Source organism: Hymenobacter latericoloratus (assembly GCF_014199535.1).
Classification (GTDB): Bacteria; Bacteroidota; Bacteroidia; order Cytophagales; family Hymenobacteraceae; genus Hymenobacter; species Hymenobacter latericoloratus.
In genome coordinates this window covers 86,026-102,689 of sequence record NZ_JACHNV010000005.1, presented here as the reverse complement: position 1 = coordinate 102,689, position 16,664 = coordinate 86,026, and the positions used below count along the sequence as shown (strand labels likewise).

15 protein-coding genes and 1 pseudogene are annotated in these 16,664 nt (G+C 60.5%); 11 read left to right on the top strand and 5 right to left on the bottom strand.

Going from position 1 to position 16,664, the window contains the following annotated elements:
* Position 1 precedes the first annotated feature (1 nt).
* Positions 2-1,246, bottom strand: a complete 1,245-nt coding sequence (locus tag GGU46_RS16160) for a metallophosphoesterase (RefSeq protein WP_183404602.1) — start codon at positions 1,244-1,246, stop codon at positions 2-4.
* Between the two features lie 114 nt (positions 1,247-1,360).
* On the opposite strand from GGU46_RS16160, the gene radC reads away from it, so the two are divergent.
* Entirely contained in the window at positions 1,361-2,125 is a 765-nt protein-coding gene (radC, locus tag GGU46_RS16155; RefSeq protein WP_183404601.1) for a RadC family protein, read from the top strand.
* A gap of 340 nt (positions 2,126-2,465) precedes the next feature.
* Complete coding sequence (locus GGU46_RS16150; RefSeq protein WP_183404600.1) at positions 2,466-3,107, top strand: DUF1684 domain-containing protein; 642 nt, start codon at positions 2,466-2,468, stop codon at positions 3,105-3,107.
* Between the two features lie 64 nt (positions 3,108-3,171).
* Here GGU46_RS16150 and GGU46_RS16145 read toward each other — a convergent pair whose 3' ends face one another.
* A complete protein-coding gene (locus GGU46_RS16145) occupies positions 3,172-3,780 on the bottom strand; it encodes a Uma2 family endonuclease (RefSeq protein ID WP_183404599.1) in 609 nt (202 codons plus the stop codon).
* 189 nt (positions 3,781-3,969) lie between these two features.
* Between GGU46_RS16145 and pheT the strand changes: the two genes are divergently transcribed.
* From pheT to GGU46_RS16120, 5 genes are all read left to right on the top strand, one after another.
* Positions 3,970-6,405 carry a phenylalanine--tRNA ligase subunit beta gene (gene pheT, locus GGU46_RS16140; RefSeq protein ID WP_183404598.1) on the top strand — a complete coding sequence of 812 codons (2,436 nt, stop codon included), beginning with the start codon at positions 3,970-3,972 and terminating at the stop codon, positions 6,403-6,405.
* A 137-nt stretch (positions 6,406-6,542) separates the two neighbouring features.
* The gene (locus tag GGU46_RS16135) at positions 6,543-6,842 is read left to right on the top strand and encodes a hypothetical protein (RefSeq protein ID WP_139924494.1); all 300 of its coding nucleotides are present in this window, start codon (positions 6,543-6,545) and stop codon (positions 6,840-6,842) included.
* Positions 6,843-6,874: 32 nt separating this feature from the next.
* Entirely contained in the window at positions 6,875-7,165 is a 291-nt protein-coding gene (locus GGU46_RS16130) for a cell division protein ZapA (protein ID WP_183404597.1), read from the top strand.
* A gap of 136 nt (positions 7,166-7,301) precedes the next feature.
* A complete protein-coding gene (gene rny / locus GGU46_RS16125) occupies positions 7,302-8,999 on the top strand; it encodes a ribonuclease Y (protein ID WP_183404596.1) in 1,698 nt (565 codons plus the stop codon).
* A 138-nt stretch (positions 9,000-9,137) separates the two neighbouring features.
* A complete protein-coding gene (locus GGU46_RS16120; RefSeq protein ID WP_183404595.1) occupies positions 9,138-9,923 on the top strand; it encodes a hypothetical protein in 786 nt (261 codons plus the stop codon).
* A 4-nt stretch (positions 9,924-9,927) separates the two neighbouring features.
* Here GGU46_RS16120 and GGU46_RS16115 read toward each other — a convergent pair whose 3' ends face one another.
* Positions 9,928-11,328, bottom strand: coding sequence for a mercuric reductase (locus GGU46_RS16115; RefSeq protein ID WP_183404594.1), 1,401 nt, complete (start codon positions 11,326-11,328; stop codon positions 9,928-9,930).
* A gap of 161 nt (positions 11,329-11,489) precedes the next feature.
* Between GGU46_RS16115 and GGU46_RS16110 the strand changes: the two genes are divergently transcribed.
* Entirely contained in the window at positions 11,490-12,224 is a 735-nt protein-coding gene (locus GGU46_RS16110; RefSeq protein WP_183404593.1) for an outer membrane beta-barrel protein, read from the top strand.
* Positions 12,225-12,393: 169 nt separating this feature from the next.
* Complete coding sequence (locus GGU46_RS16105) at positions 12,394-13,128, top strand: hypothetical protein (protein ID WP_183404592.1); 735 nt, start codon at positions 12,394-12,396, stop codon at positions 13,126-13,128.
* A gap of 31 nt (positions 13,129-13,159) precedes the next feature.
* On the opposite strand, the gene GGU46_RS16100 is transcribed toward GGU46_RS16105, so the two are convergent.
* Entirely contained in the window at positions 13,160-13,885 is a 726-nt protein-coding gene (locus GGU46_RS16100; RefSeq protein ID WP_183404591.1) for a hypothetical protein, read from the bottom strand.
* Positions 13,886-13,996: 111 nt separating this feature from the next.
* Positions 13,997-14,878: a succinate--CoA ligase subunit alpha gene (gene sucD / locus GGU46_RS16095; protein WP_183404590.1), complete on the bottom strand. Its 882-nt coding sequence runs from the start codon at positions 14,876-14,878 to the stop codon at positions 13,997-13,999.
* 259 nt (positions 14,879-15,137) lie between these two features.
* On the opposite strand from sucD, the pseudogene GGU46_RS16090 reads away from it, so the two are divergent.
* Both GGU46_RS16090 and GGU46_RS16085 read left to right on the top strand, forming a co-directional pair.
* A pseudogene (locus GGU46_RS16090) lies at positions 15,138-16,112 on the top strand (PLP-dependent cysteine synthase family protein); the annotation flags it as partial.
* Between the two features lie 55 nt (positions 16,113-16,167).
* Positions 16,168-16,587, top strand: coding sequence for a response regulator (locus GGU46_RS16085; RefSeq protein ID WP_183404588.1), 420 nt, complete (start codon positions 16,168-16,170; stop codon positions 16,585-16,587).
* The last annotated feature ends 77 nt before the right edge of the window (positions 16,588-16,664 follow it).

The following is a 16,664-nucleotide window of genomic DNA, read 5'->3' as shown; positions in this document are numbered from 1 at the left end:
ACTAGGCCCGGCGCAGCTCAAACACGGTTATTTCGGGCAGGAAGCCTACCCGGCCGTGGTAGCCGATAAAGCCCAGCCCGGCATTCACGTACAGATACTGGCGGCCCCGCTGGTAGAGGCCCGCCCACTGCTTGTAGGCGTACTGCACGGGGCTCCACTTCAGAAACGGCAGGTTCACGCCGAACTGCATGCCGTGGGTGTGGCCCGAAAGGGTCAGGTCGATGTCTTCGTAGCCGTGCACCTGCTCGTCCCAGTGCGACGGGTCGTGGGAAAGCAGGATTTTAAACGGGGCCGTAGGGTCGGCGGCGGCGTGGGCCTTGTCGAGCTTGCCGTACTGGGCAAAGCCGCGGGCGCCCCAGTTCTGCACGCCTAGAATGGCAATTTTCTCGCCGTTGCGTTCCACAGTGCGGGCTTCATCCAGCAGCAGCTCCCAACCAATTTTGGCGTGGTTCTGCTTGATGCGGGCCAAGTTGGTTTGCCATAACGACCGATCCTCCTTGAACTCTTGCACATAGTCGCCATAATCGTGGTTGCCGAGCACGGAATAAATGGGCAGGCTGGATTTGATGCCGGCCAGCGTATCAATGTGTTCCTCTACCTCGTGAGCATAGTTATTCACCAGGTCCCCAGTCATGAATACCAGGTCGGCCTGCTGCTGGTTGATTAGGGCCACGGCCCGCTGCAGCGGCTCCTTGGTTTGAAAGGAGCCCGTGTGCAGGTCGGAAATCTGGAGCAGCTTGAAACCATCAAACGAGGCCGGCAGATTGGGAAAGCGCAACGTCACGCGCTTCACGGTGTAGTCGGTGCCGCCCTTCGCCATGCCCCAGATCAGGGACACGAACGGCACGGCCCCCACCACCAGGGCGGCCTTGCTCAGGAACTCGCTGCGCGAAATAGCCCGGCCTTCGCCGCTACCCTTGGGGCCCGACACAGCCTGCACGGCCCAGCGCGCTACCCGCGTCAGGTCTTCGAGCAGCAGCGGAATAACCACCACGATTTTAGCAGCCAGCATAGCCAGCAACAGTCCGCCGAAGTACGATTTGAAGGACGCGTGCTGGCGGCGGTTGCTCATGGCCCAAATACCCAGGCCCCAGATAACCACCGTCAGGACCCAGTACACGGCTAGGGTGAGGCGGCGCGTAGCGGGGGAGGAGTTCTGAACCAGCGTGCGTACGGCCTGAAAACCGTACCACTCGCCGGCAATGACCAGCGCGAAAAAAATGAAGGGAATGACGGATCTTGACATAGGTAGAAAGGCAAACCCGCGCGGGAACATTCGGTTTGGGCGGAGTTGCCAGAAACGCAGACGCGGGAGCCGGGTTTTTGCTTTAATTTCCGGGCGTTACAACAACAATGCCCTATGCAAGAGTTTGACAATCTGACGGGAAATCTATCTGAATCCGCTACCCCCGAGCCTACCCCCAACCGGTACGAAACCCCTTCCTCCTTCGGCATCAAGAGTTGGGCCGAGGAAGACCGCCCCCGCGAAAAGCTGCTGCAGAAGGGCCGCGCTGCCCTTTCCGATGCTGAGCTCATGGCCATTCTGCTGGGCTCCGGCACGGCCAAGCTCTCGGCCGTAGATGTAGCCAAGCTGGTGCTGAATGCCGCCGGCAACGACCTGAACCAACTGGCCCGCTTCTCGGTGAAAGAGCTGATGCGCCAAAAAGGCATTGGTGAGGCCAAGGCCATTACCATTGTGGCGGCCCTGGAGCTGGGCCGGCGCCGCAAGGAGGCCGACGCGCCCGCCCGCCCCACCATCACCAACTCCCGCGACATTTACCGCGTGGTGCGGCCCTACCTCCAGGATTTGCCCCACGAAGAGTTCTGGGTGGTACTCCTGAACCGGGCCAACGTGGTGATGCGCACCGTGGCCATCAGCCGGGGCGGGGTAGCCGGCACCGTCGCCGACCCCAAGCTCATCTTCAAGGAAGCTCTGGAGCAGCTGGCCTCGTCCATCATCCTGGTGCACAACCACCCCAGCGGCAACCGCAACCCCTCGGCCGCCGATATTGCCCTCACCCGCAAGCTCCGGGAAGCCGGCCAGTTCCTCGACCTGCCCATCCTCGACCACCTGATTTATACCGACGCCGGCTACTACAGCTTCGCCGACGAGGGCATGCTGTAACACCGGCCCCTGTCATGTCGGGCTTGTTGAGACATCTCGCGTGCCGGCGTTGCCAAAGTACATAACCCGGGTTACGGACTAGAGCTAGAGAACTAGCTCCCCTCCTTGAAAAGGAGGGGTTGGGGGTGGTTGGCTTGGCACAGAACAATACTAGAGCTAGTCCCCCCTCTCCCCCCGGAGAGGGGCTGGGGGTGAGGCGCACTAGAGCTAGAAGCTAGATGACATTCAACGATTATCAACCGCCCCTAATCCCTCTTTCCCAAGGAAGTGAGTTAGCTCTTCGCTCTAACCCCCGCTCCCATAAATCGGGGTTGCGCGGCCGGGTGCCTACCTTTGCCGTATGCGCATCAATCCTAAGTTATTTATTGCCCTCGGGGTGCTGCTGGTGCTGGCGTACTCCTTCCAGGACCTCGTGTTTGGCAGCAGCCAGTACAACGCCGGCATTTACAAAGCTCGCACAGCTAAAAACGACAGTTTCCGCCGGGCCAAGGACTCGCCGCTTTCCTCGGAGCAGCGCCAGGAGTTCGACAGCCTGCGCTACTTCGCGCCCGAGAAATCGTACCGCGTCAGCGCCAAGGTCGAGCGGTTCGTCCAGCCCGAATCAGTGCAGATTCCGCTGACCGATGGCAAGGCGGATACCTACCTGCGCTGGGGCCGCGCCACATTCGAGCTGGCCGACGCCCCGCAGCAGCTGGTACTCCTGCTCAAGCCCGATGAAAAAGACGGCAAGCTCTTCGTGCCCTTCACCGACAAAACCAACGGCTTTACTACCTACGGCGGGGGCCGCTACCTCGATGTAGCCCTGCCCGCCGAGGGAGAGGATGAAATTACCCTCGACTTCAACACGGCCTACAACCCGTTCTGCGCCTACGGCCCGGCCTTCGCCTGCCCCGTGCCGCCCCAGGAAAACCGCCTGGCCGTGGAAGTACGGGCCGGCGAAATGGCTTTCCCCGAAATCGACCACACCGGCCATAACCACTAAGCCGGAACAGCCCGGAAGGGTTTAGCCGCTGGCAGGGGGTAGGCCGCTGCCGTTTGGGGCGCGCTTATTCCTCCCGCAGCGCCCGCAGGTCCAGCGCGAAGCCGGGTAGCACGGCCTCGCCACTCAGGTGCCGGTCGTAGCCATGGAGTTCCTCGGCGGGCTGGTCGGGGCGGTACACCCAGGCCGTTTCGGTTTCGCAGTCGAGCAGAAAGCCCAGCTGCGTGCCGTTGTGGAGCCACTGCTGCATTTTGGCCTGCAGGGTTGGAATCCGGTCGGAAGGCGACTTCACCTCCACCACAAACTCGGGGCAGATGGGCAGAAACCGGTTGCGCAGCTCGGCCGGCACCCGCGCCCAGGCCGCCTGGCTAAACCACGAGGCATCCGGCGACAAGGTGGCCTTATCGGGCAGCACGTAGGCCGCCGACGACTCGCCCACACGGCCCAAACGGGTTTGTTTGTTCCAAAGGGAAAGTTGAAACACTACTTCGGCGCTATAGGAGCTGGAGAGAAAGCCGGCGGGCGACATAAAGATAATTTCGTGGTCGGAAGTGCGCTCCAGGCGCAGGTCGCGGTTGTCCTGGCAGAACTGGAAAAATTCCTCGTCCGAGAAGCTGGTGACGAGTGGGCCGCGCAGCACAATGGCTTCTTCCGAAATAGCGGGACGATTCGACATAGGAACTCAAGGTTAGCTTTCCGAAGATACGTAAAACCCTTCACCGCTGCCGTTTTTAGCCGCCCGCCCGAATCCGTACCTTTGTCCCGAATCAGTTGTCGGTTGTCGGTTGATGGTTGTCCGTTTAGCAGGGCTGCCCGAAAACAGAACCACCGCCACTGATAACCGACAACTGACCACTGACAACTGATGAAAATATCCCTCGACTGGCTCCGTACGCTCATTCCTACCGACAAACCCGCCGAGGAAATCGGGCAGCTGCTGACGGGCTCCGGGCTGGAAGTGGAAGGCATTGAAGAGCTGGAAAGCGTGCCGGGCGGCCTGCGCGGGGTGGTGCTGGGCACGGTGCTCACCTGCGAAAAGCACCCCGACGCCGACAAGCTCAGCCTGACCACCGTGGACGTAGGTGACGCTACCCCCCGCCAGATTGTGTGCGGCGCCGCCAACGTGCGCGCCGACCTGAAAGTGGTAGTGGCCCTGGAAGGCGCTACGCTGTACCCAACCCAGGGCGAGCCATTCAAGATCAAGAAGTCGAAAATCCGGGGGGCGGCTTCCGAGGGCATGATTTGCGCCGAGGATGAAATCGGGCTGGGTACTTCCCACGCCGGCATCATGGAGCTGGACACCGACCTGCCCAACGGCACCCCCGCCGCCGAGTACTTCGGGCTGGGCTCCGATTCGGTGTTTGAAATCGGCCTGACCCCGAACCGCGCCGATGCGGCTTCGCACTACGGGGTAGCCCGCGAGCTGCGCGCCCTGCTGCGCCAGCCCTGCCACCTGCCCGATATCAGCGGTTTCCATGCCCCCCAGGAAGCCACTCGGAACATCAGCGTAACCATCGAGGATGCCGAAGCAGCCCCGCGCTACGCTGGGCTCTTGCTGGAAAACGTGCAGGTAGGCCCCTCGCCGGAATGGCTGCAGCGTCGCCTGCGCAGCATCGGCCTTTCGCCCATCAACAACGTGGTGGACATCACCAACTTCGTGCTGCACGAGCTGGGCCAGCCCCTGCACGCCTTCGACGCCGACCAGATTACCGGCAACCACATCCGGGTGAAGCGGGCCGAAGCCGGCGAGACGTTCGTGACCCTGGATGGGGTAGAGCGCGCCCTGCGCGCGGAGGACCTGGTTATTGCCGATGCCAACGGCACGCCCATGGCCCTGGCGGGCGTGTTCGGGGGCAAGACCTCCGGCGTTTCCGACGCCACTACCCGGGTGTTCCTGGAAAGCGCCTACTTCGCGCCGGCCGTGGTGCGCAAAACCGGCCAGACCCACCAGCTCAAAACCGACGCTTCCTTCCGCTTCGAGCGGGGCACCGATCCGCACATGGTGCCCGTGGCCCTCAAACGCGCGGCTCTGCTGCTCCAGGAAATTGCGGGTGCTACGGTAGCTGCCCCGGTAGTGGATGAGTACCCAACCCACATCAGCAATACCCTGGTGCGCCTGCGCCTGCCGCGGGTAGAAAAGCTGGTGGGTCAGTTCATCGCGCCCGAGCGTATTCGCCAGATCCTCACCGACCTCGATATCCTGATTTCGGAGGAGCTGACCGACGAAACCGGCCACGCCGAATGGATTCTGTCGGTGCCCCCGCACAAGGTAGATGTAACCCGCGAGGCCGACGTGATTGAGGAGATTCTGCGCATCTATGGCTACAACCACGTAGCCCTGCGCCCCCACAACTCGGCTTCCTACCTCGCCAAATTCCCGAACCCCGACCCGGAGGTAATTCGGCAGAACACAGCCCGCCTGCTTAGCGGCCAGGGCTTCTTGGAAATCATTACCAACTCCATTACCAACTCGCTTTATTTCGAGAAGGAAGGGGAAACGGATGCTACCCTGGTGCGCCTGCTCAACTTCAACAGCGCCGAGCTGAACGTGCTGCGGCCCACGCTGCTGCACAGCGGCCTGGAAGTGGTGCGCCACAACGTGAACCGCCGCCAGCGCGACCTAAAGCTGTACGAGTTCGGCAAAACCTACCACCAGAAAGCCGACGGCCAGTACGAGGAAAAAAACAAGCTCGTCATCTACCTGACCGGCAACACGGCTGCCGAAACCTGGCAGCAGAAATCGGAAAAGGCTACCTACCACCAGCTGGCCGGAGCGGTGCAGCAGGTGCTGGCCTCGCTGGGCTTCCCGGCGCCTACCTCCCAGCCGGTGCAGCACCCGTACCTGGCCGGGGGGCTTACGCTGCTGGCCCAGAACCAGCCGGTGGCGCAGTTGGGCGCCGTGTCGGGGGTAGTGCTGAAGAAGCTGGACGTGTCGCAGCCGGTGTGGTACGCCGAGCTGGACTGGGACTGGCTGATGCGCAAGTACAAGAACAGCCTCGTAGCCCGCGAGCTGCCCAAGTTCCCGGAGGTGCGCCGCGACCTGAGCCTGGTGGTGGATAAAACCATCACCTTCGACCAGCTCCAGCAGATTGCCCGCCGCACCGAGAAGAAACTCCTGCAGCAGGTGAATGTGTTCGACGTGTACGAGGGCGACAACCTCGGGGCCGGCAAGAAGTCGTACTCCGTGAGCTTCCTGCTCCAGGACCCCACGCAAACCCTGACTGACCAGGCCATCGACGGCGTGATGCAGCGCCTGATTCAGCAGTTCGAGCAGCAAGCTGGGGCGTTGATTCGGAAGTAGCCCGTTGTCATTCCGACCGAAGGGAGAAATCCTGGGTCCTCATCAAAGGCTAACTCAGCTTCCTCCCTTCGGTCGGAATGACAATGTAGGAGCTTCGCGGTAGCTGCGTATCTTCACCACTCATCATTCACCAAAAAATGGCTTCTACCCAGCAGCTTGCTCAACTCGACCGCATGGAGCGACAGGTAACCACGTTAGTGGCTGCCTATCAGCAGTTGCGCGAGGAGCTGGCCGATGCCCATACCACCATTCAACAGCTTCGGGCCGACGTGCGCGACCGGGAGCGGCAGTTGAAGGATTTCCAGAATCAGGAGAATATCACTAAACTTGTCAATACCATAGCCGGTGCAGAACCGGCCAATGTCAACGAGCTGAAACTTCGCCTCAACGAATACATCCGAGAAATAGATAAGTGCCTTGCCTATTTGAGGGAGTAACCACCACCTAACCCACCGCCCCCTGGCTACCGATGTCTGAGCTATCCATCAAAATCCGCGTTGCTGACCGGGACTACCCCATGCGGGTAAGCCCCCAGGACGAGGAACGCCTGCGCCTCGCGGGTCGGCAGCTAAACGAGCGGCTGAAGGAATTTCGGGACCGGTACGGCATTCAGGACAAGCAGGACTTGCTGGCCATGATTGCGTTATCAACAATGGCTGACCAACTCAAGGTCAGCAAGGAAAAGGACGGGACCGACGCGGCCCTGACCGAGCGCCTCGCGCGCCTGGACGAGCTGCTGTCGGGAGTGGTGCTGGTCTAGCCAGTTGCGCGGCTAGCAGCAGCGCGAAGCGTAAGCCCGAGCAGGGTAGGGCAGTCGGCCCTGCTTTCTGCGCGGGCATTGGTGTTTCTGCAGTGGAGCTATGGGTTTCTTCCTTCCTAAAACCCCTTCATAGCTCATGTCTGAACCTCTTTATATTGTCCTTGCCGCCGTGCTGGCCCTTGTGGTTGGCGTAGTGGTAGGGCGCCTGCTGGCGGGCAAAGCCCGGCAGGACCACGAAGCCGATGCCAAAGCGCGGGCTCAGCAGATTATGGCCGAAGCCGAAGCGCAGGCCACCCGTACCCGCGACGAGCGGATTCAGCAGTCAAAAGATAAATTCCGCACCCTTAAGCAGGAATTCGAGCAGGAAAGCCGCCGCCAGAAGCAAGCCCTGGAGCAGGAGCTGACCGAGCGCCGCGCCGCCGTAGTGGAGCAGGAGCAGAGCATCAAGCAGCTGACCCTCACCACCCAGAAGCAACTGGAGCAGATTCAGCGCAAAGAAAAGGAACTGGACGCTACCCGCGAGCGAATTGAAACCCAGGCTCAGCAGCAACGCGAGAAGCTGGAAGCCCAGGAAGAAAAGCGCCGCGTTACCCTCGAAAACCAGCTGGCTAAGCTGGAGCAGCGCGAGCAGGAAGTAGAAGCCGAGCTGGAAGAAGGCCGCCAGGAGCTCAGCACCAAGCTGCAGCAGGTAACCACCCAGCTCGAAACCATTTCCGGCCTGACGGCCGCCGAGGCCCGCGAGCAACTGGTAGAGTCTCTGAAAAACGAAGCCCAGATTCAGGCTTCCAGCTACATCAAGGACGTAGTAGCCCAGGCCAAGCTCACGGCCACCAAAGATGCCAAGAAAGTGGTGCTGGAAACCATTCAGCGCACCGCCGCCGAGCACGCCATCGAGAACTGCGTGTCGGTGTTCAACATTGAGTCCGACGACGTCAAAGGCAAGATTATCGGCCGCGAAGGGCGCAACATCCGCGCCCTGGAAGCCGCTACTGGCGTCGAGATTATAGTAGATGATACCCCCGAGGCTATCATCATTTCCGGCTTTGACCCCGTGCGCCGCGAAGTGGCCCGCCTGAGCCTGCACCTACTGGTGAAGGACGGTCGGATTCACCCCGCCCGCATCGAGGAAATTGTGGCCAAAACCCGGAAGAACATCGACGAGGAAATCGTTGAGATTGGCGAGAAAACCATCATTGACCTGGGTATTCACGGCCTGCACCCCGAGCTGATCAAGATGGTGGGCCGGATGCGTTTCCGCTCCAGCTACGGGCAGAACCTGCTGCAGCACTCCCGTGAGGTAGCCAACCTGTGCGCTACTATGGCCGCCGAGCTGGGCCTGAACGTGAAGCACGCCAAGCGCGCCGGCCTCCTGCACGACATCGGAAAGGTAAGCACCGAGGAGCCCGAGCTGCCCCACGCCATTCTGGGCATGGAAATGGCCAAGAAGTACAAAGAGCACCCCGACGTGGTAAACGCCATCGGGGCTCACCACGACGAAATCGAAATGACGGCCATGATTTCGCCCCTGGTGCAGGCCTGCGACGCTATTTCGGGCTCGCGCCCGGGTGCCCGCCGCGAAATGATGGAAAGTTACATCAAGCGCCTGAAGCAGCTGGAAGAAACGGCCAACGGCTTCAAAGGCGTAAATCAGTGCTTTGCCATTCAGGCCGGCCGCGAGCTGCGCGTGATGGTGGATGCTGAAAACGTAACCGATGAGCGCGCCGCCGAGCTGAGCTACGAAATCTCCCAGAAGATTGAAAAGGAAATGCAGTATCCGGGCCAGATCAAAATCACGGTTATCCGGGAAATGCGCGCCGTAGCTTACGCCAAGTAAGTTTCGCTCCCATCCTCTCACCACAAAGCGCCCCCGTAGCAGCCGCTGCGGGGACGTTTGGCGTATGCAACGTTTGGGCTGGAGTGCACCTCTACCCTATAGGGCCGCCAGGGCTTTCCCCTCTATACCATGTTGTTAATGCGTGCCTATCTACGCCTGAAAAATAGCCTGTTATTCGTCGCTGCCGGTTCCCTGACGGGCTGCTCGGTGTACTTGCCACTGCAGACGAGCGCCCCCCTGCTGCACGATAAGGGGGAGGCGGAAGTAGTGGGTAGCGCCTACCTCTCCGGTCGGCTGGAAGGCTCCGTGGCTTACTCCCCCCTGCAGCATGTGCTGGTACGCGCTGCTGGTGGACTGCGACCAGACAACCGGGATTCGACGTATTCCCGGAGTCGGCAGTGGGAGGCGGGTGCCGGTGGCTATTATTACATCAAGGAGCAGTGGCTGATAGGCGGCCTGCTGGGCTACGGCTATGGCCAGGGAGAAAGGCGGTATCAAAAAACCAGATTAACGGCCGCTTTTATCATCCCTTACCCAACAGCTGGAAGCACCGTGGCCTATCATTCTCGTTTTCACAAGCTCTTCGGGGAGGCTTATATAGCCCACGATGCCGGCTGGACTACCTTTGGGGCGGCCTGCCGATTGTCGCAGGTGGCCTTTGCGTCCCTCACCAACCACGGGGTGCCCGTGCCGCTGCGGCGCATGACCCGGCTTGAGCCAATGTTGTTTATGCGGTTCGGCGGGCCGGGCCGGCTACCGTGGCTGCAAGGGCAAGTAGCCACTAGTGTTTCCGTATCGCCGGAAGGCAGAAGCCGTTCGCTCAATCCGGAAATCAGAGACAACAAGGAAGGCCGCCTGTTTACTACCCTTGGCCTAGTGATTTACCCACACCTGTTCAGGGAATACGCTGGTCGCAGCCGGTAGCGTATCAGCCGGGCTGCCGCAGCTTACTAAACAGGTTGTTCAGGGCCTCCGCCCAGGTAGGGTGGGCCAGAACCATGTCCTGTAAATCGTCGCAGGTGAGGCCGCCGGCCATGGCCAGCTGTAGCATCGACATGATTTCGCCGCCCTGCTCACTGAAAACAGCGGCTCCCAGGAGGTAGCCCCGGCCATCGACCAGCACTTTCATCAGCCCCGTGGTGTGGCCGGTTTCCTGAGCCCGGCCAATGGTCCGGACCGGCATGGTAGCCACCCGGTAGCTGAGCTTCTGCTCCTGGGCTTGCTTCTCGTTCAGGCCGATGCGCCCGAGCTGGGGCTGAGTGAATACCACGTAAGGCACGGGGCGGCCCGTGGTGGTGCGGCGCTTGCCGTGCAGCAGGTTGTCGCGCACAAGGCGGTAGTCGTCGTAGCTGATGTGGGTGAACTGGGGGCCCGGGTGCACGTCGCCGAGGGCGTACACGCCGCGCACGTTGGTTTGCAGCCGCTCATTTACTTGCACGTAGCCTTTCTCATCGGTTGCAACGCCGGCCGCCTCCAGGCCCAGCAGATCGGTGTTGGGTTCCCGGCCCACCGCTACCAGCAGGTGGGTGCCGCGCAGGCGCCGTTCGCCCGCGGGCGTGGCTGCCGTGAGGGTATAGATGCCATCGGCATTGCGCGACACGCGGTGTACGTCGGCCTGCAGCACAAACTCGATACCGTCGGCGGCCAGCTGCTCCTGCATGGCGGCGCATACGTCGTCGTCTTCATTTTCCAGCAACTGAGTAGCCGTGCTGACGATGGTGACGCGGCTGCCAAAGCGCCGAAACATCTGCCCGAATTCCAGGCCAATATAGCCCCCGCCCAGGATCAGCAGGTGTTCGGGCAGCTCTTTCAGGTTTAGGATTTCTACATTGGTGAGAAAATCGCTTTCTTCCAGCCCTTCAATGGGCGGCACGGCGGCCCGCGTGCCGGTGTTGATGAAGATGCGCGGAGCGGTCAGAACCTGTTCGCCGCCATCAGCCAGAGCCACCCGCAGTCGGCGGGCCCCCGTGAAGGTAGCGCGGCCGTGCAGGAGGGTAATGCCTTTTTGTTCCTGCGTAAGGTTCTTTTGGATACCGTCGCGCTTGGCTTGTATAAGAGCGTCCTTCCGCTCTACAATGGCGCGCAGATTGGGGGTAGGCTTGCCGGCTTTAATGCCGTAATTGGCGGCGGTGGCTACCTGCTGCATTCGTTCGGCTGAGGCCAGCATGGCCTTCACCGGCGAGCAGCCGTAGTTGATGCAGGAACCACCCAGCAGGTTCTGCTCGATAAGGGCTACTTTCCGGCCCGCGGCCGCCAGCGCGGTGGCCAAAGGATTACCAGCCTGGCCGGAGCCAATGATAATAGCATCGAAGCGGGTAGCAACAGCCATAGAATCGGGGTGGGGAACAAGGGGGCAAAAGCTGACCTTCGCGGCTCTATACGAGGCTCGTGCGTAAACCGCCGGCTTGGCTGTTGCGGGGAGCTACCCCCGGCATCACAACGAAAGCTTCGTTCTAACGTTTTGCCCCAACCAGCCCTTTCTTCCTGCCTATGTCGTTTCTTTTCCGCCGGACCCATGCGCTGTTGCTGCTCCCGCTGCTGGCCAGCTGCTCGTCGTTGTACTTTCCGCCGCCGCCCCAGGTGCCCTTGCTCACCCAAAAAGGCGAGTGGAGCGGCGGTATCCACACCAATTTCAGCCAGAACACGGCCGTGCAGGGCGCCTACGCCTTCACCGACCACCTGGGCGTAATGGGCTCCGCCTCCTTCCTGCACACCGATAAAAAAAAGCGGGCCGAGGACCACGATTTTGGTGAGGTAGGGCTGGGCTACTACACCCGCCTGCGCGACAAGCGGGTGCTGGAAATCTACGGGGGCTACGGCCTGGGCCATACCCGGCGGGTGGAGCGCACGCCCGCCGAGGGCATTACGCGCACCCTGGAAGGCAGCCTGACGAAGTACTTCGCCCAGGTAAACTACACCTCCAAGGACAAGAAAACCTACCACGTGCTGGGCCGCGACTGGCCCGTGACCTACGGCACAGCCCTGCGCCTGAGCTACGTAACGCTCACTAACTTCCGCCTCGACAACCAGCCCCACGCCTCCGAAGACAACGTGTTTCTGGAGCCTATCACCTACACCCGCATCAACCTGGTTGGCCCCCTGGACTTCCAGCTTATCAGCGGCAGCAACTTCGGCCTGCGCCACCGCAAGTATTTGAAGGCGGCCAACTCCGTGTTTCAGTTCGGGTTGGTAGTGAACGTAGGGGGGCAGAGCGGGGGAAAATAGCGAGCGGCAAAAGTCAGATTTTTAAGGCCCCCGATCCGCTTGGGCAGCGGCTACAGGGTGGGCGGGAAACTGGGGGGGCTGGCCTGAAAAGTCAGATCGGAAGGAAAAGTGGTGTTAGCCCGCCAGGGCGCACCTCTACCTTGGGGTAAGTATTCTTACCCCATTCGTTATGTCTCTTCTGGTACGTATTCCCGGTACTTTGGGCAGCCTGCTGCTGGCGGGCTGCAGCGCCTACGCGCCTACCTCGCCGGCGGTGCCCATGGTAGAAAGTAAGGGCGAGGCAGAGGTCAGTGGTAGCATGCAACTGAACGGGCGGGTAGAAGCGCGCGGAGTGTACTCGCCCGTCCGGCATGTGCTGGTGGGCGTGGGAGGTAGCACGCGGCCAAATTTTTCTTCTTCCACTTTCTTCCGGGTGCAGCAGGCGGAGGCAATGGCCGGGGGCTACGCAAAACTGAGTGAGCAGATACTGTTCAGCGGCATGCTCGGGGCCGGAGGGGCCCGCACAAACCGGCGTTTCCGGGAAATACTCGGCGGCCGGGAGCAGTATCAGGCGCGCTACGCTACCTTGTTTGGGCAAGCAGGTCTGGGCTGGCAGCTTGATAATGGCGGCAGCATCAGTCTGGGCTACCGCCTCACCTCCGTGCGGTTTCGGCAGCTGCGCGACGAAGCTCAGGACCTGCCGCTGCAGCGCATGAGCCGCCACGAAATCCTGCTGAACCTGCGCCATAATCCTGGGTGGGGGGCGCAGTGGCAAACCCAAACCAGCATTGGTATTTCGGGTGGTCGTCGTCCGGGCGACGGCCCCGATAACGATCCGACGGCTTTTGGGGTGCAGTACACCCAACTGCCTGGTTTCCTGGTGAGCCTGGGCGTGGTGTGGCGCCCGGGTTTGCGCAACTGGTAGGGGGTAGCGCGCCGGACGCTGGCCCAACTAGCTATTCAACTATAGCCTCTACCAATAGTGCAGAGCTGCCCGCGCGGTCTGGGCGCCACTGTTGCGTCAGGGCATCCCGGTGCCAACTGCTTATTTGTGTGGGATCAGGCCGGGTGCCTTTTAGCTGGGGAAGCTTGAAGGCATCAATGGTTCGTACCACTGTGCCAGGCTGACTGCGACGAGAAATTTTATAATACACATGTTTGTGCTCCTCTACCACTCCACTCACGTACTCGTCGGCCGTTTCGCCCAAGCCCTCCACTACAATAGAAAATCCTCGCTCCGGTACGGGCACTGCATTTAACGGCCACTGCAAAGTTATTGTACGCCGTGCTTTTGGTAAGTCACTGGTTTGCAGCAACCCGGAGGTAGGTAGCAGATTGTCATTTGCGGGGTTACCGGCATCCGTTACGGAGACTACACGCACCTGTATCTTATTGGCCGGCAGTTCGCTGGCGTGTCGAAGGTGCAGGCGTACTTGGCGCAGTTGGTGGTCGCCCGCCTGCGCTGCCAGAAAACGGATGGCATTACCGCCACCAGGGCCTATTATATGTGCGTACTTATTGTCCTCGGTGCCCGACGCCACTACGAGCTGTTGTAAACTACCCGCAATTTGCACGTCCGGTAAAGCAATAACCCTCGCCGTGCTATCAGCAGGCTGCTGGCAGTACCCTGAACGAATTATCCCTAAAAGTGCTAGACCAATCACGCCGCCGAGGAGTCGCATACAAACCAGAGCAGGAAAAGAAGCCAACAGTTGCCATAATATGGCAGCTATTCAACAAAAAGGCGACTCTTGTACCAAGAGTCGCCTTTTTAATTTGCGTCAGAACAGAGCTTACCTTCCGCCCAGTACGCGCAGCATCGTGTCGCCGATTTCGGCGGGCGAGTCCACTACGTGGATGCCGCACTCGCGCATGATGGCCATTTTGGCGGCGGCCGTATCGTCGGCGCCGCCTACGATGGCACCGGCGTGGCCCATGCGGCGGCCGGGAGGCGCGGTTTGGCCGGCAATGAAGCCTACTACGGGCTTCTTGTTGCCGGTTTCCTTGATCCAGCGAGCCGCTTCGGCTTCCATGCCGCCGCCAATTTCGCCAATCATCACAATGCCCTCCGTTTCGGGGTCGTTCATGAGTAGCTCCACGGCCTCTTTGGTGGTGGTGCCAATGATGGGGTCGCCGCCGATGCCGATGGCCGTGGTCTGGCCCAGGCCGGCCTTGGTCAGCTGGTCCACAGCTTCGTAGGTCAGCGTGCCCGATTTCGAGACGATGCCTACGCGGCCTTTCTGAAAGATGAAGCCGGGCATGATGCCTACTTTGCACTCGCCGGCCGTCATCACGCCGGGGCAGTTCGGGCCTACCATCCGCAGGCCTTCGCGGCCTTTCAGGTATTCTTTCACCGCAATCATGTCCTTGGTTGGGATGCCCTCGGTGATGGTTACGATAACCTTAATGCCAGCGTCGGCGGCTTCCATGATGGCGTCGGCGGCGAAAGCCGGCGGCACAAAGATGATGCTGGTGTCGGCGCCGGTTTGGGCAACGGCCTCGGCTACGGTGTTAAACACCGGGCGCTCGAGGTGCTGCGAGCCCCCTTTGCCGGGCGTTACGCCACCCACCACGTTGGTGCCGTACTCAATCATCTGCTGGGCATGGAACGAGCCTTCAGAGCCCGTGAAGCCCTGCACAATCACTTTGGAATCCTTGTTTACCAGAACACTCATAGAAGTGGGGTTAGAGGAAGATGCGGATTTGGGGTGGGATACTCACCACCGGCTACCAGCCGACGGTGCGCAAAAGTAGGCTTTTTTGGGTGTCGGGCGAAGCATTCCCTATCATTCTGCCCGGAGCCGGGAATCTAACCCGTGGGCGCGGCGGTTGTTAGGCCGATTTAGGCTATTTCCGGCCGGGCGCCCGGGCCTCCCGCCCGAAATCCGTACCTTTGCCGCCTCTCTCCCTTGAAACACCACCTACCTCTCACTCATGTATTTGAACCATATCGTTGAGGCCATCGGCAACACCCCGCTGGTGAAGCTCAACAACGTCACCGACGGCATCAAAGGAACCATCCTGGCCAAGGTGGAATACTTTAATCCCGGCAACTCCGTGAAGGACCGCATGGCCCTCAAAATGATAGAGGATGCTGAAAAGGCCGGTTTGCTGAAGCCCGGCGGCACCATCATCGAGGGTACTTCCGGCAACACCGGCATGGGCCTGGCGCTGGCTGCCATTGCCAAGGGCTACAAGTGCATCTTCACGATGAGCGACAAGCAAAGCAAGGAGAAGCAGGATATTCTGCGGGCAGTAGGCGCCGAGGTAATCGTGTGCCCCACCAACGTGGCCCCCGACGACCCGCGCAGCTACTACTCGGTGGCCCGCAAGCTCAACCAGGAAATCCCGAACTCCATCTACCCCAACCAGTACGATAACCCCTCCAACTCGGCGGCCCACTACGAAACCACCGGCCCCGAGCTGTGGCAGCAAACGGAAGGCAAAATCACGCACTACGCCGCCGGCGTGGGCACGGGCGGCACCATCTGCGGCACGGCCAAGTACCTGAAAGAGCAAAACCCGAACATTGTAACGGTAGGCCTGGATACCTACGGCTCAGTGTTCAAGAAGTACAAGGAAACGGGTATCTTCGATGAAAACGAAATTTACCCCTACAAGACGGAAGGCATCGGCGAAGATATTCTGCCTAAGAATGTTAACTTTGACTTGATTGATCTTTTCATCAAAGTATCAGACAAAGATGCGGCGCTCATGACGCGGCGTTTGGCCAAGGAAGAAGGGCTGTTCGTGGGCTGGTCGTGCGGCTCGGCCGTGTACGGGGCGCTGGAATATGCCAAGGAGCACCTGAAAGAAGACGATACCATGGTGATTGTGCTGCCCGACCACGGCACGCGCTACCTCGGTAAGATTTACAACGATGACTGGATGCGCGAGCAGGGCTGGCTGTAGCCACCCTGGTTGCTTATGCCTACTCATACAAGCTTACTAACCGCAGAGCCCTATGTCTAAGAAGTTGCGCAGCGTGGTATTGGTGGACGACAACGAAACCACTAGTTTCCTCAACAACCGGTTGCTCAGCCGCCTCGACGTGGCCGAGCAGGTGCATACCTTTTCCAAAGCCGAGCAGGCCTACCAGCATATCTGGGGCGGTGCCAAAGGGGAGCAACCCGCCGCAGAAGCCCCCGATCTGGTGTTCGTGGACCTAAAGATGCCGGGTATGGATGGCTTCGAGTTTCTGAAGCTGTATAGCGCCCTGCCCGAGGCCGTCCGCGAGAAAACCGTTATGGCCGTGCTTACTACCTCCATGCACGCCGCCGATACCGCCCGGGTAGCGCAGTATGAAGGCGTGGAGTATCTGGCCAAGCCCCTGACCGAAGAAAAGATGCAGAAGCTGATGCAGAAGCGCTTCGTAGCCGCCTAGCAATTCTGCTTCACCAGTACCATAGAAAAGCCCGGCGCTGCCTAGCGCCGGGCTTTTGTGGTTTCGGAGGGGGTAGG